Source organism: Catalinimonas alkaloidigena (assembly GCF_900100765.1).
GTDB classification, from domain to species: Bacteria; Bacteroidota; Bacteroidia; order Cytophagales; family Flexibacteraceae; genus Mooreia; species Mooreia alkaloidigena.
Map to the genome: position 1 here is coordinate 206,416 of NZ_FNFO01000003.1, position 13,706 is coordinate 220,121.

A 13,706-nucleotide genomic window follows, 5' to 3' on the forward strand; every position below is an offset into this window, starting at 1 on the left:
TTCTCAACGTGTGCTATACTCCCAGCAACAGCCGGGCAGGATCTTCGAGGAGTTCTTTGACGCGGACCAGGAAGCTGACCGATTCGCGGCCGTCGATGATGCGGTGATCGTAGCTGAGGGCCACGTACATCATGGGACGAACGACGATCTGCCCGTCGATCACCACGGCACGCTCCACAATGTTGTGCATGCCCAGGATACCGGACTGAGGCGCGTTGATGATCGGCGTAGAAAGCATGGAACCGAACACACCACCGTTGGTGATGGTGAACGTGCCGCCCTGCATTTCCTCGATGGTGAGCTTGCCATCACGAGCGCGGGTCGCAAGGCGGATGATTTCTTTTTCAATGTCGGCGAAGCCCATAGATTCGGCATTGCGGATTACGGGTACCACCAGACCTTTCGGCGTAGAGACAGCGATGGATACGTCGACGTAATCGTGGAAAATCATCTCGTCGCCGTCGATCATGGCGTTCACCGCCGGGAACTCCTGCAGCGCCTGACAACAGGCCTTCGTGAAGAACGACATAAAGCCCAAGCCCACTTCGAACTTCTTCTTGAACGACTCTTTGTACTTGCCACGCAAGTCCATGATCGGCTTCATGTCCACTTCGTTGAAGGTGGTCAGCATCGCCGTTTCGTTCTTCACCGACACCAGCCGACGCGCAACCGTGCGGCGGAGCGACGACATGCGCTGGCGGCGCTCGTTACGCTCACCGGGAGCGGGCGCTGCGGCCGGAGCATCCGATTTCTCGGCAGGTTTTTCCGCCGGAGCGGCTTTGGCCGCAGCAGCGGCTTTTTGTGCCTTGAGGGCATCTTCTTTCGTGATGCGTCCATCGACACCGGTACCTTTCACGGCCTGGGGATCGATGCCTTTTTCGGCCAGGATCTTTCCGGCCGCGGGCGACGGATGGCCTGTGGCGTATGTTTTCTCGCCGGAAGCCGCGGGCGCTGAGGCAGTCTGGGCCTGCGGTGCCGCCGGAGCAGCAGCCTTGCTGGCACCTCCTTTGGCTTTGGCTTCGATGGTGCAAATCAGGTCGCCGATCGAGAGCGTGTCACCCTCTTGCGCCTTGATGTGCAAAATACCTGCCGCTTCGGCGTTGAGTTCGAACGTGGCTTTGTCCGACTCAATCTCGCAAATCACTTCTTCAAACTCTACAAAATCTCCCTCCTGTTTATTCCAGGTCCCGATGGTGACCTCCGTAATGGATTCTCCTACGGCCGGAACGCGCATCTCGAGGACCTTTCCTGTCCCGGCTGCTTCTTCTGCTTCGCCGGTCGAATCTCCGTAGCCTTCTCCCTCGGTTGCTTTCGCGCTTTCGTTTTCGGCCGGCTGTTCGTCAGAACCACCCGCCTGGCCGTCGGTATCGATGGTGCAGATCAACGCATTGATCTCCAGCGTATCGCCTTCCTGGGCTTTGATGGTCAGCGTACCCGCCACCGGAGCATTCAGTTCGAACGTGGCTTTGTCAGATTCTAATTCGCAAAGCACTTCATCTACTTCCACATGGTCGCCGTCCTGTTTGTTCCAGGTCCCCACGGTTACTTCTGTGATGGATTCCCCGACAGCCGGGACTTTTACTTCTTGCAAACTCATTCGTGAGTAGGTTAGTTAGATTTTATAGAGTGATAGATTTTCGTTCAGGCAAACGCACGATCAACGATTTGCGCCTGTTCCTGGGCATGGACTTTGGCGTATCCGGTGGCCGGAGAAGCACTGACGCGTCTGGAGATCAGTTCGAGGTGGCGCTCACGGTACATCCGCAGCATGTACGCCCACGAACCCATGTTTTCGGGTTCTTCTTGCACCCACACCAGCTCTGTTTCTTTGGCGTAGCGCGACACCAGGCGTTCGATCTGTTTTTTCGGGAACGGATGCAGTTGCTCGATCCGAACGATGGCGACGTCTTTCCGCTCATCCTGCTGCTGGCGCTCCAACAGGTCGTAGTAGACCTTGCCTGAGCACAACAGGACGCGTTTCACCTGGCTCGGATCGTTTGCATACGCGTCGTCGTACACTTCCTGGAAACGACCACTTGTAAAGTCGCTGATCGGCGAAACCACTTTCGGGTGACGCAGCAACGATTTGGGCGACATCACGATACATGGTTTGCGGAACGGCCATTTTACCTGACGGCGCATCAGGTGGAAGAAGTTCGCCGGCGTGGTGACGTTCGCCACCACGATGTTATACTCGGCCGAAAGCTGTAAAAAGCGTTCCAGGCGCGCGCTGGAGTGTTCCGGTCCCTGCCCTTCGTAACCGTGTGGCAACAACATAACAAGGCCGTTCATCCGCTGCCATTTGGTTTCGGAACAGACCACAAACTGATCGATCATCACCTGCGCCCCGTTGGCAAAGTCGCCAAACTGTGCTTCCCAGATGGTCAGGGCTTTCGGACGAGCCATGGCGTAGCCAAACTCAAACCCGAGCACGGCATATTCCGACAGAAACGAGTTATAAACCCGGAACATTTCGCTCTGCGACGGGTCAATGTGGTTCAGGCTGTAGTATGCCTCGTTGGTTTTCGCGTCGTGCAACACCGCATGGCGGTGCGAGAACGTACCGCGCTGCGAATCCTGTCCGCTCAACCGTACGGCGTGCCCTTCCAGCAGAAGCGAGCCATAGGCCAGCAGTTCGCCGGCTGCCCAGTTCAGTTCCTGACTCTCGAAAAACATCTGCTGCCGCTCTTTCAGCAGCTTGCTGACCTGCTTGAGGGGCTTGAAGGCTTTCGGAAGGTTCACCAGGGCTTCGCCCACTTTGGCCACGACCTCGTCCGAAACGAACGTCTCGGGCGACTGCTCAAAGTCTTCGGGTGTGGAGCGACGCAACTCCTGCCACACCTGCTCGGTTTTCTGGTAAGAGTACGGCAGCGGCTGCTGCTTCACCATGTTGAGGCGATCTTGCAGCAAGGCGCGGAACTCTTTGTCCATCGACTTCGCCAGTTCCGCATCTACGTCCCCCCGGTCAATCAACTGCTTGTTGTAGACTTCGCGTGGGTTCGGATGTTTGGAGATGACATTGTAGAGCGTCGGTTGAGTGAACTTCGGTTCGTCGCTTTCGTTGTGCCCGTGCCGACGGTAGCACACCATGTCGATGAAGATGTCACGGTTGAATTCATGACGAAACTCGGCGGCTATTTTAGAGGCAAACACGACCGCTTCCGGATCGTCGCCGTTTACGTGAATCACCGGAGCGTCGATCACTTTCGCCACGTCGGTACAGTAAATGCTGGACCGGGCGTCGTCGAAGTCGGTGGTAAAACCCACCTGGTTGTTGATCACAAAGTGGATGGTGCCGCCGGTATAGTAGCCCGCCAGCTTAGACATCTGTGCTACTTCGTAAACCACTCCCTGCCCCGCAATGGCGGCATCGCCGTGAATGAGGATGGGAAGAATTTTATCGAAGTCGCTTTCGTATTCTGCATCGCCTTTGGCGCGCGCAAAGCCCTCTACCACCGGGTCGACCGCTTCCAGGTGCGATGGGTTCGGGGTCAGTTTCAGGTATACTTTTTCGCCGGTCGGGACTGTTACCTCACTGGAATATCCCATGTGGTATTTCACGTCTCCATCGCCCATGGTCAGGTCGGGCGTGGCGTTGCCTTCGAACTCACTAAAAATGTTTTCGTAGGTCTTACCCATGATGTTGGCCAGCACGTTGAGGCGACCGCGGTGCGCCATGCCGATCACGATCTCTTTCACGCCCAGCGTGCCCGAACGGGTGATGATGGCATCCAGCGCCGGGATGGTCGTCTCTCCCCCTTCCAAGGAAAAGCGTTTCTGTCCGATGTACTTGGTGTGCAAGAAGTTCTCGAACACAACCGCTTCGTTCAGCTTCTCCAGAATGCGCTTTTTCTCTTCCAGCACCGGATTGAACTCCAGCGCTTCTTTTTCGGCTTTGTGCTTGAACCATTCCAGTACGCTGGGCTCCCGAATGTACATGTATTCGAAGCCTACCGTGCCTTCATAAATATGCTTCAGAGCGGCAATGATGTTGCGCAGCGAAGTACGCCCGATGCCCAGTTCTTCCCCGGCATCAAACTCGGTATTGAGGTCCGCGTCGCTCAGATTAAAATCCTCGAGATCGAGGAGGGCTCTGCGGTCGCGGCGCTGCCGCACCGGGTTGGTTTTGGAACGCAAATGTCCACGCGAGCGATACGCGTGAATCAGCGCCTGTACCAGAATTTCTTTGTTGCTGATGGAATCCACCTGGCCGGTGCCGACCGAAGGGCCTACCGGTTCAACGCCGAGTGCTGCGCCATTAGCGCCCTTCTCGTGCCCACTACTGCCGTTGCCGTTGGTATGCGGCGTCTCTTCACTAAATTGTTTTGAAAACTCGAACCCTTCGAAAAAACGCTGCCAACTGATGTCAACGGAGGTAGCATCTTCTTTGTAGCGGAGGTAAAGCTCGTCGATGTAGCTTACATCGGCGTTGCTGAGGTAGGAATAACTATCCATGATAATGGTGGAAAAATTGACAAGTCCGCAAAAGTAGTGGATTGAAAAGTCAGATTAAAACCTAGTAATCGATTACACAAATATACCACTCCTCTAACGGTAGCTTTTAGTAGAATGTTCGGTGCAAAGTACGATTTATTTTACATCTCCGTCCCGAAAGCATAATCTTTCAGGTAATGATACGGCGGGGTCAGGTGCCCCCTCTGCGCAATCGTCGCACGCTGGATAATACCCGTCGGATCGTCCAGCAGCAGGGCCGGCAGTACGTTATCGATCAACTGCCGACCGAAGTCACGCGAGGCATCGCGCGGTAATTCGCAGGGGAGATTGTCGACGGCCATCACCGTTACGTGTCGCTCGTGCGAGAAAGGCCGCTGCACCGTTCGGGTTAGGGGATCGAAGTCGTACTGCGGCATCTCGATGGTGGACGCCTGCACGGTAGTGGGAATCGATCCTTCTATATCGCAGGTAATGTCTGCAATCACTTTGAGGCGAAACGCTGGATTGGCGACATCCTCCAGCGTGAACAGCCGGGGCGCGCGCGGGTCCCAGTAGGCACCGGCCACCAGAACGTCGGCCGCGTTAGCATACGGCCCGAACACCGAAGCCATGTCGGCCGGGTTGTTGTAGAAGTACACATCGTTCCAGTCCTTGCCGTCCAGGCGGCGGTAATAGTGACGGGAGTGCAGTTGTGTAAAAACCGGCACGTCGAACTGCTGAGCCAGAAACTCTTCGGGCGAAACACGCCTTACGTGTACGGCGTCCAGAATTTCGACCGCGCCTTTGCCGACGCGTCCCGCACCGGTCACCACAATTTTCACCGGGGGCAATTGCACCTTCGCGAGCTCTTGCCAGATTTCTTCCAGGTCGAAACACTGGTGCGCCGGCTTGAGCGTGAAGAGGCCAAAGCGGGTTCCGTAGGTAAGTAGGGCGTTGTACGTGCCGACCAGCCCTGCGTAGCGCCCAAACGCGATGATGCGCCTTCCTTCGCCGTCGGTCAGGTGCTCGTAATCCACCAACGTGATGTGCCGTTGGAGCACCGTCTGCAAAAGCGCCTGATTATACGGTTGTTTCTTGGTCGTGTGCGAAAAGAAAAAATAGGTTTTATTCTCGATCAGTTGATCGATGGGCACCTCCTTCACCCCAAACACGTAGGGACAGTCGGCCACGGAGGGTTCCACGGCAATACCGACCTCACGGTACTGTTCGTCACCAAAACAGCGGATGGGGCTGGCCTGCACCACCACCTTGACGCCCGGAAACTGTTCCTGTACTTCAACACACTGCAAGGGCGTAAGAGGCACGCGCCGATCGATGGGTACCTTGCCTTCCGCCAGGATTCCAATTTTTATTGCCGTCATAGACTAACCGTAATAAAACGATTTGCGTTAGAAGAAGAAAACGAAATTCACACGTACATGAACAGTTCTATATTATACTTTGCTTGGTTGATCTTCATTACCCTGCATATATTCATGACCTCGCACGCTGCCAAGCACGGCGTGTTGCGCTTTTTTCCGGACGCCTACCGAGGTTATGTACTGAGCACCAACGTTTTGTTTGCAGCACTTCTGCTTCCCCTGTTCTACATCCATAGCCAGGTAGCCTCTCCTACCCTGATTACGTTTGGCCTCCTGTTCCGCATGATCGGCCTGATGCTGATGCTTGTCGGTGCCCTGATTTTCGCCCGTGCGGCATTTCATTTTTACTACGCGCAGCGCGGCAAAGTAACTGAGGGCCAGGGCGTAAACCACAACAGCAAGATATCGAAATACCTTCGGAAACTGCGCCAGCCGGCGCATGTGGGCGCGTTACTTTTTGTGACGGGCTTGCCGATCTACACACCGACCATCCCAAACTTTGTGGTGATGTCGATGGTGTCGCTCGACATTCTGATCGTACACCTGTTGCGTGATAAGGTAATTGTAGCACGCCCGAAAGCCAAAGCACCTACCTTAGCGCTGGATGCTATGCCGGAACCAACGACGGCACCCGTCCTCATTCCGGTACCGCGCGCTTAGCCTAAGTTGTCTTAAATAAAAAGGAAGGCCCGGATGTGATCACATCCGGGCCTTCCTTTTTATACTATCACTCTGAGGACTCTCAGAGATTTTCCATTTCCAGAATCGAGAACTCTACCCGACGGTTTTGCGCCCGTCCTTCTTCGGTTTCGTTCGAAGCGGTGGGCCGTTCCTCCCCGTAGCCTTTGGCCGTGAGACGATCTTTGGCAATGCCGTTCTTCACTAAGTAGCTGTAAACGGCCTCGGCGCGGCGCTGCGAAAGCGCTTTGTTATAAGCATCGGAACCAATGTAATCCGTGTGGCCGGAGATCTCGATTTTCACTGAAGGGTTTTCGTTCAGGAAGTTCGTAACCCGACGCAATTCCGACATGGACATGTCTTTGAGCACTGCCTTGTCGAAATCAAACCAGATGTTGTTGAAGGTGAACGTGGCTCCCTTCTCGACAGGCACCAGGTAGAGGTTTTGTTCAATCTCGTTGCCAGCTTCGTTCTTAATGCTGTTCAGATCAATGTTGGCGCTAAGTGACATGTACCCCGGCGCTTCGGCCAAATAGCCGTAGGTAGCACCATACGGAAGGGCAATCTGGTACTCGCCCGTGGTGGGCTCGGAGTTCGCTGCTCCTACCTCTTTCCCTTCGGGAAGTTGTTCGTAAATGATGTTGGCTTCGATAGGCTCGTTGGTCTTGACGTTGAGCACTTTGCCCTTCACGACCACCACCGGGGCCGGCTGGTAGATCATGGGCAGCTCGAGGCGGTAGATGTCGGCGTCGTTTTCGTTCACACCGCGCGAGTAGTAGGCGAAGTCGCTGTTGATCGGGATGTTGAAGAAGATATCGTCTTCTAACGAGTTGACTTCTGGCCCCAGGTTTTCGGGCTCCGTCCAGTTTTGCCAGGTTTCGTCGATGCGCCGCGACACGAAAATGTCGGCACCGCCGTAGCCGCTGTGGCCTTCTGAAGAGAAATAAAGGGTTTTTTCGTCAGCCGCCAAGAAAGGGCTCGATTCCTCGCCAGCGGTGTTGATGTCATCGCCCAGGTTGAGGGGCTCCGTCCAGGAACCGTCGTCTTTGGTGAAGCTTACGTACAGATCGCGGCTTCCGCGGCTGTCTTCCCGCTCAATCGACATCAACAGCACCTTGCGGCTGTTCGACATGTAAAAGTTGGCGCGGTCGTTAAAATTGTACAGGTTTTCTACTTTCAGATTTTCAGGTTTGGTCCAACCATCGGCGGTTTTCCGGGAGATCGATACCCCCGCCCGCATTTTGTCTCCTTTGGCGTATTCGTTGCCCAGTACCACAATCATGGTATTGCCATCGGGCGTGACAGAGCTGATGAAGTTCGGGCCACCGTTGTTGAGCGGCGCACCTACGTTTTTCGCTTTTCCCCATTCGCCATTGGCGTCCAGTTCAGAGTACCAGATGTCTTCCGGGTCGTCTACCCCACCGATGTTTTCGGGGTGGTGCTGCCGGCTGAAGAAGAGGGTTTTCCCATCGGGCGACAGCAACGGCTTCAGTTCTTTGTACTGGCTGTTGACGTTTTCGCTCAAACGCTCTGGTACCAGATCGCGGTTGATGTTTTCCAGGATGTTGATTTCAGCATCGATGGGCACACGCGAATTCGAAATGCCGATGGCGTCGATGGCGTTGTAGCCCGGCACGGCCTCTCCGTCGAGGGTAATTTTTACGGCCGCTACTTCGTACTCCGTTTCGTTAAAAAAGACGTTGAACATACGTGCCGAGCGCGTTACGGGGCGCGGCGTAAACGTATTGATCAGGTATTCTTTTCCTTGCGCATCGTAAGTAAACACCTGATACACAGCACCGGGGTTGAAAGCTTCGCCTACGGCAATCTGCTGGATTTTGATAGGGGTGCTGAAGCCAACTTTGATAAAGTTATCCTTATCGGGATTTTTCGCTACCCACGAGTTAGGACCGTCGCCCCCGGCAGGCAGCACGTTGGGTTTGCCCAAAGCCTGTTTAGCGCTGTATTCGTTCGGCGAGAGTTCAGATGAAAAATCGAGCACCTTAGAGGCCCATTGCACCTCTTGGGCATGCACCGCGCTCGCCAGAAGCAATAGCGTACATAGTAGAAGAAACTTTCTTGTCATATTCCTGTATGATGTGTATAAGCACGTAACCACGGGAACTCCCGTGGCTAACTATTCAAATCCATGTCTGGATTTTTGCCTGACAATAATAAAAAAAATATCGAACTCCATGAAAATCTGTCACTTCCATTACAAATCAGGGCGTGGCTCAGATCTTCATGATGCGCACTTCCACTCGCCGGTTGGCCGCACGTTGCTCTAACGATCCTTCGCGCACAAGCGGCTCGCTTCCGCCAAACGCCTTAAACTCCAGTCGATTTTTGTCAATGCCGCGTTCTTGCAGGTACCGGCCTACTTCCATAATACGGTTTTTCGAAAGCTGGTAGTTACGCCGCGGGTTGCCCCGAATGTCCGTGTGCCCTTCCAGGCGGATTTCCAGCGTGGGGTTCACTTCCATCATCCGAACCAACCGGTCCAGTTCCCGGTACGAACTCTCCGTAATGTAGAACTCGTCCTGTTCAAAAAGAAGATTGTCGAGCCGCAGCACATCACCTTTTTTCAGAGGCACTAACTCAATATTTTTCACCATCTCCTTTCCGGCATGATCGTACAGCGCCAGGCTTTCTTGGTAAGGAATGTAGCCTTGGGCTACCACTTCCAACTCGTATGCGGCATTGCCCGACATCAGCAGGTCGAACGTACCGCTTTCGGTGTTGTAAATGCCGACTTTATCGCTGTCGGGTAACTTATAATATTCCAGGTGGGCGTCAATCACTTCGCCACTCTTGCCATCGGTCACTTTGCCCTGCACATGGAGCAGGTCTTCAGGCTCGGCACTGGTATTTTTTTGCGAACGCGCCTGCTCTGCTCCGGGTACAAAGAGGGTGAGGACAAGCGAAAGGGCGATAAGGTTAAAGGTACTCATAAGCTGTACTTTGCGAAGTGGAAGTGTTCCTAGAGAAGACCCACGAAATCGAAAACTGATTTTGTGTAAGGCTGAATACTGAGTTGGTCCTAGAGATACGTAACCAAGAGCAACTGAGATTCAGATGTAAGGTAAGCCATCAAATAATTGTATAGAATCTAGTTAAATATAGTACAAAGATCTTGAAGATTCTTGAACCAGATCGATATAACACAATATGCTCGCCAAAAATATACAATTTCAGGCGAGCTTAGTTAAGGTATGTTCCTGACACAAAGATTTTTAGGAACGAGGGCCTAAAAATACCTTGATAAACGCGATGTAAGGTTCGGAGCCAGCTAGCTTTCGAAGAGGTCGCCCAGATTGCCCAGCACACTTCCCCCTTCTTTGCCGCGGTTTTTGCCGTGGGGCAACAGCGCCTGAATCAGTTTGCTGATGGGCATGGACTGCAGCCACACCCGACCCGTGCCGCGCAGGGTAGCCAGAAAGATGCCTTCGCCACCGAAAATCATCGACCGAAGACCACCAGCGCGCTGCACATCGAAGTCGATTTGCGGCTCGAACGCCACCACACAGCCCGTATCCACGCGCAGGGTTTCGTTGTTGAGCTGGCGTTCGATCAGCGTCCCCCCAGCATGAATGAAAGCCATGCCGTCGCCCTGGAGCTTTTGCAGGATAAATCCTTCGCCGCCGAAAAAGCCGGTGCCGATGCGCTGGTTGAACGTGATGGAAATGCGGGTTCCCAGGGCGGCACACAGAAAGGCGTCTTTCTGTACGATCAGCTCCTGGCGCATCATCTGCCCCAGATCAACCGGCACAATCGTACCAGGATACGGAGCCGAAAAGGCCACGTGCTGCTTGCCGTAGCCACGGTTGGTAAAGTGGGTCATGAAGAGCGACTCGCCTGTCAGGAGGCGAGATCCCATCGAGAACAGCTTGTCCATAAAGCCGCCGCTCGGGTTAGAACCGTCACCCATGCGGGTTTCGAACTGAATGCCGTCTTCCATGTAGAGCATAGCGCCGGCCTCGGCAATGACGGTCTCTTGCGGGTCCAGTTCTACTTCAACGACCTGGATGTCGTTGCCATAAATCTTGTAGTCTACTTCGTGGGATCTTTTCATGAGGGAGCATCAAAGGGTTTGCTCACAAAGAAAGGAAAATCTACTTTCTTAGTCAGGGTCTTCCTCAAAATTCTCCCAGTCGATCGGCGGCAACTCGTCATCGTCTTCCTCGTGCAGTGCCTCGTCTTCTGCCTCAATGTCTTTACCCGGAACGTCGTTGCGGTCGCGCAACTTCTTGTCGTCCACGTGTTTGTTCAAAAACAGGTTGATCTTGTCGATGTCGAACGAAGTGGTCACCTCCCCCAGGGAGTTGATGTTGATGTCGAAGCCTTCCAGGTCCGGGTGTACGCGCGGTTTTTCGTCTTCTTTCGGTTTACTCGGTTTTCTTTTTGCCATAACAGTCGTTTTTGAAATCAACGAATTCGCGCCCGGACTGGTTGCCTCCTGTTTTACTTCTCCATCTCGTGCGGCTTCAGGGTCGCCACGGCGTGCTGGATGCGACGCGCCGTTTCAGCACCCCCCAACAGGCTGATCAGTTGCATCAGGTCCAGGCCACCGCCCACACCCGTCACGGCCAGGCGCAGGGCCTGCATCACTTTGCCCATTTTAACGCCATGCTTTTCCAGCACTTCGTTCAGGAGGGCTTTCGTCTCGTCGGGGCTCAGGGTCGTGCGGTCGCTGAGGGCTTCGGCAAACGCTTCGAGCACCTGCACGGCCGTTGCGGTCCAGCGCGAAGCCACCACTTTGTCGTCGTATTGGGTGGGCGCTTCAAACACATAATAGCTTTCCTGCCACATTTCCTGGGGAAAGGTGATGCGCTCCTGCACCATTTCTACAACTTTCTGCACGACCTCGTCGGCGACCGAAAGTTGACGCGCCGCCAGGTCGTCGCGCAGCCACGCGGCCAGTTCGGGCACTGACCGCTGCCGCAGGTAGTGCTGGTTGAACCACTTGGCTTTTTCGATGTCGAAACGAGTCCCGGCTTTGTTGATACGCTCCAGCGAAAATACCTCGACGAGTTCTTCCATCGTGAACAGCTCCTGTTCGGTACCTGGATTCCACCCCAACAGCGCTAGGAAGTTGATGAGCGCCTCGGGCAGGTAACCTTCTTCGCGAAAGCCGGCGGCCTGTTCGTCGGTGTTGGGGTCGGTCCACGCCAGCGGGAAAATCGGGAACCCGTGCTTTTCGGCGTCGCGCTTGCTGAGCTTGCCGTTGCCGTCGGGCTTCAGCAGCAGGGGCAAGTGCGCAAACTGCGGCATCACGTCCTCCCAGCCCAAATAGCGATACAGCAACACGTGCAACGGCGCAGAGGGCAGCCACTCTTCACCCCGGATCACGTGCGTGATCTTCATCAGGTAATCGTCCACCACATTGGCCAGGTGGTAGGTCGGCATACCGTCGGCTTTCAGCAGCACTTTGTCGTCCATCGTGCTCGAATGCACCAGCACCCAGCCGCGAATCATGTCGTAAAGCCGGACTTCTTCCTTGCGGGGAATTTTCAGGCGAACTACGTACGGCTCGCCCGCTTCTTGTTTGGCCTTGACCTCTTCGGCCGAAAGCGTCAGCGAATTCTTCATCTGCATTCGCGAGATGGCGTTGTACTGCGGATTGTCGACCTTCGCCTCGCGCAACCGCTCGCGCATCGCTTCCAGCTCTTCCGGCGTATCGAACGCGTAGTATGCGTGCCCGGCGTCCACCAATTGCTCGGCGTATTGACGGTACATGTCTTTACGCTCGGACTGACGATAAGGCGCGTAGGGGCCACCCACCGACAGACCTTCGTCCGGCATGATGCCGCACCATTGCAGCGCCTCCAGAATGTACGCTTCCGCGCCCGGCACAAAGCGATTCTGGTCAGTGTCTTCCAGGCGTAAAATGAACGTGCCCCCCGTTTTGCGGGCCAGCAGGTAATTATATAATGCCGTGCGCACGCCTCCAATGTGCAAGGGCCCGGTAGGGCTGGGGGCAAAACGCACTCGTACAGGTTGATCCATAAAAATGTAGCTTTTCGAACGGACGCAAAAGTAAGGATTACGTCGGGAAGTCGGGGATTTTCGGCGGCAGGAAGGCTGGGCGGGCCGGGCGGACCTTGCTTACAAAAAGTGATTCAGGGCGCCTTCGAGGAGGCGCTGGCTGATGCTGACCTGGCGGTTGAAACTGGCAATGGCGACCACGTAGTTGATGGCCAGCAGCGCCAGCGAAAACAGAAAATAGGGCAGGTTGGAATCCATTATCAGGAAGAACAACCCCACGGCCATGATCAGGCACGAAGAAAAAATCAGGAACATCAATGAGCTGCCGAACATCCGGTAGCGCACGAACAAAATACTGCCCAGCGAGGTATCTTCCAGGTGGCCGTTCATCATGGGCAGAAAGTTCTGGTACGCGCTGAGCTTACGCGACACGCTGAAACTGCGGTTCGACACCACACCGTTGAACAGCCAGTCGGACGAGGCGTCGACGGCGGTATGGGGCGGACGCACCACCCGCCGGATGCTGGCCATCACGTGTTCGGCCGGATGAGGAAGAACAATCGTGCGCGTCTGTCGAGGTAAAAAATTCATCCAATCGTCAATCAGAAACCAGCCGGCGTGAGGAGCTTCACCCGCAGTAAAAGCATCGGTTTTTTCGACAGGTCGGCGCGCCATGGTTCGTTACATCATCGCGATACAGGAAATCTCCACGTTGACATCTTTCGGCAAGCGGCTCACTTCCACCGTTTCGCGGGCGGGCGGTTGCTGCTGAAAATACTGGCCGTACACCTCGTTGACGGTGCTGAAGTGATTCATGTCTTTGACGAAGATGGTGCATTTTACCACCTTCTCGAAACTGCTCCCGGCTTTCTGCAGGATCTGCTCCAGGTTCTTCATGACCTGATGCGTCTCTTCGGGAATGGTGCCCCCCACCAGTTCGCCCGTGCGGGGGTTCAGGGCAATTTGCCCGGACACAAACAAAAATCCCTGAGCGGCAATGGCCTGGCTGTAGGGGCCGATCGGCGCGGGCGCCTGCTCGGTACGAATCACTTTTTTACTCATAGACACATGCGGACGGACTGCCATCGCCGCGCGGTTGAGCGACGCGACAACAGGTAAATCAAAAGTACAAAGAATATCGAGATGAGCGGAAAACTACAAAAGTGTCCGCACTTTAAAAACAAAGAAGCGCAACCGTAGAGCGGCTGCGCTTCTTTCGTCGCACGA

General features: G+C 54.8%; 11 protein-coding genes. 1 reads left to right on the forward strand and 10 read right to left on the reverse strand.

The window, feature by feature from the left end:
• Nucleotides 1-13: 13 nt before the first annotated feature.
• The 3 genes from odhB to BLR44_RS08015 form a co-directional block, all read right to left on the reverse strand.
• Nucleotides 14-1,597, reverse strand: coding sequence for a 2-oxoglutarate dehydrogenase complex dihydrolipoyllysine-residue succinyltransferase (gene odhB / locus BLR44_RS08005; protein ID WP_089681115.1), 1,584 nt, complete (start codon nucleotides 1,595-1,597; stop codon nucleotides 14-16).
• A 44-nt stretch (nucleotides 1,598-1,641) separates the two neighbouring features.
• Nucleotides 1,642-4,455 carry a 2-oxoglutarate dehydrogenase E1 component gene (locus tag BLR44_RS08010; protein WP_089681117.1) on the reverse strand — a complete coding sequence of 938 codons (2,814 nt, stop codon included), beginning with the start codon at nucleotides 4,453-4,455 and terminating at the stop codon, nucleotides 1,642-1,644.
• A gap of 140 nt (nucleotides 4,456-4,595) precedes the next feature.
• Nucleotides 4,596-5,816, reverse strand: coding sequence for an NAD(P)-dependent oxidoreductase (locus BLR44_RS08015; RefSeq protein WP_089681119.1), 1,221 nt, complete (start codon nucleotides 5,814-5,816; stop codon nucleotides 4,596-4,598).
• A 114-nt stretch (nucleotides 5,817-5,930) separates the two neighbouring features.
• Between BLR44_RS08015 and BLR44_RS08020 the strand changes: the two genes are divergently transcribed.
• Nucleotides 5,931-6,476: a hypothetical protein gene (locus BLR44_RS08020; protein ID WP_143017180.1), complete on the forward strand. Its 546-nt coding sequence runs from the start codon at nucleotides 5,931-5,933 to the stop codon at nucleotides 6,474-6,476.
• An 82-nt stretch (nucleotides 6,477-6,558) separates the two neighbouring features.
• Here the strand turns inward: BLR44_RS08020 and BLR44_RS08025 are convergent, their stop codons facing one another.
• The 7 genes from BLR44_RS08025 to BLR44_RS08055 form a co-directional block, all read right to left on the reverse strand.
• Nucleotides 6,559-8,580, reverse strand: a complete 2,022-nt coding sequence (locus BLR44_RS08025; protein WP_089681123.1) for an OmpA family protein — start codon at nucleotides 8,578-8,580, stop codon at nucleotides 6,559-6,561.
• Nucleotides 8,581-8,728: 148 nt separating this feature from the next.
• Entirely contained in the window at nucleotides 8,729-9,445 is a 717-nt protein-coding gene (locus BLR44_RS08030) for an OmpA family protein (RefSeq protein WP_089681124.1), read from the reverse strand.
• Between the two features lie 338 nt (nucleotides 9,446-9,783).
• Nucleotides 9,784-10,566: a TIGR00266 family protein gene (locus BLR44_RS08035; RefSeq protein ID WP_089681126.1), complete on the reverse strand. Its 783-nt coding sequence runs from the start codon at nucleotides 10,564-10,566 to the stop codon at nucleotides 9,784-9,786.
• A 48-nt stretch (nucleotides 10,567-10,614) separates the two neighbouring features.
• Complete coding sequence (locus BLR44_RS08040) at nucleotides 10,615-10,902, reverse strand: hypothetical protein (protein ID WP_089681127.1); 288 nt, start codon at nucleotides 10,900-10,902, stop codon at nucleotides 10,615-10,617.
• A gap of 53 nt (nucleotides 10,903-10,955) precedes the next feature.
• Nucleotides 10,956-12,500 (reverse strand): glutamate--tRNA ligase, encoded by a 1,545-nt coding sequence (gltX, locus tag BLR44_RS08045; RefSeq protein WP_089681129.1) that lies wholly within the window; start codon nucleotides 12,498-12,500, stop codon nucleotides 10,956-10,958.
• A gap of 99 nt (nucleotides 12,501-12,599) precedes the next feature.
• Nucleotides 12,600-13,154 (reverse strand): hypothetical protein, encoded by a 555-nt coding sequence (locus BLR44_RS08050; RefSeq protein ID WP_089681132.1) that lies wholly within the window; start codon nucleotides 13,152-13,154, stop codon nucleotides 12,600-12,602.
• 6 nt (nucleotides 13,155-13,160) lie between these two features.
• A complete protein-coding gene (locus BLR44_RS08055) occupies nucleotides 13,161-13,541 on the reverse strand; it encodes a RidA family protein (RefSeq protein WP_089681134.1) in 381 nt (126 codons plus the stop codon).
• Between the last annotated feature and the right edge of the window lie 165 nt (nucleotides 13,542-13,706).

Bases quoted from the DNA above. Each gene is read 5' to 3' on its own strand.
- odhB (WP_089681115.1), bottom strand. From the start codon at position 1,597: ATGAGTTTGCAAGAAGTAAAAGTCCCGGCTGTCGGGGAATCCATCACA.
- BLR44_RS08010 (WP_089681117.1), bottom strand. From the start codon at position 4,455: ATGGATAGTTATTCCTACCTCAGCAACGCCGATGTAAGCTACATCGAC.
- BLR44_RS08015 (WP_089681119.1), bottom strand. From the start codon at position 5,816: ATGACGGCAATAAAAATTGGAATCCTGGCGGAAGGCAAGGTACCCATC.
- BLR44_RS08020 (WP_143017180.1), top strand. From the start codon at position 5,931: ATGACCTCGCACGCTGCCAAGCACGGCGTGTTGCGCTTTTTTCCGGAC.
- BLR44_RS08025 (WP_089681123.1), bottom strand. From the start codon at position 8,580: ATGACAAGAAAGTTTCTTCTACTATGTACGCTATTGCTTCTGGCGAGC.
- BLR44_RS08030 (WP_089681124.1), bottom strand. From the start codon at position 9,445: ATGAGTACCTTTAACCTTATCGCCCTTTCGCTTGTCCTCACCCTCTTT.
- BLR44_RS08035 (WP_089681126.1), bottom strand. From the start codon at position 10,566: ATGAAAAGATCCCACGAAGTAGACTACAAGATTTATGGCAACGACATC.
- BLR44_RS08040 (WP_089681127.1), bottom strand. From the start codon at position 10,902: ATGGCAAAAAGAAAACCGAGTAAACCGAAAGAAGACGAAAAACCGCGC.
- gltX (WP_089681129.1), bottom strand. From the start codon at position 12,500: ATGGATCAACCTGTACGAGTGCGTTTTGCCCCCAGCCCTACCGGGCCC.
- BLR44_RS08050 (WP_089681132.1), bottom strand. From the start codon at position 13,154: ATGGCGCGCCGACCTGTCGAAAAAACCGATGCTTTTACTGCGGGTGAA.
- BLR44_RS08055 (WP_089681134.1), bottom strand. From the start codon at position 13,541: ATGAGTAAAAAAGTGATTCGTACCGAGCAGGCGCCCGCGCCGATCGGC.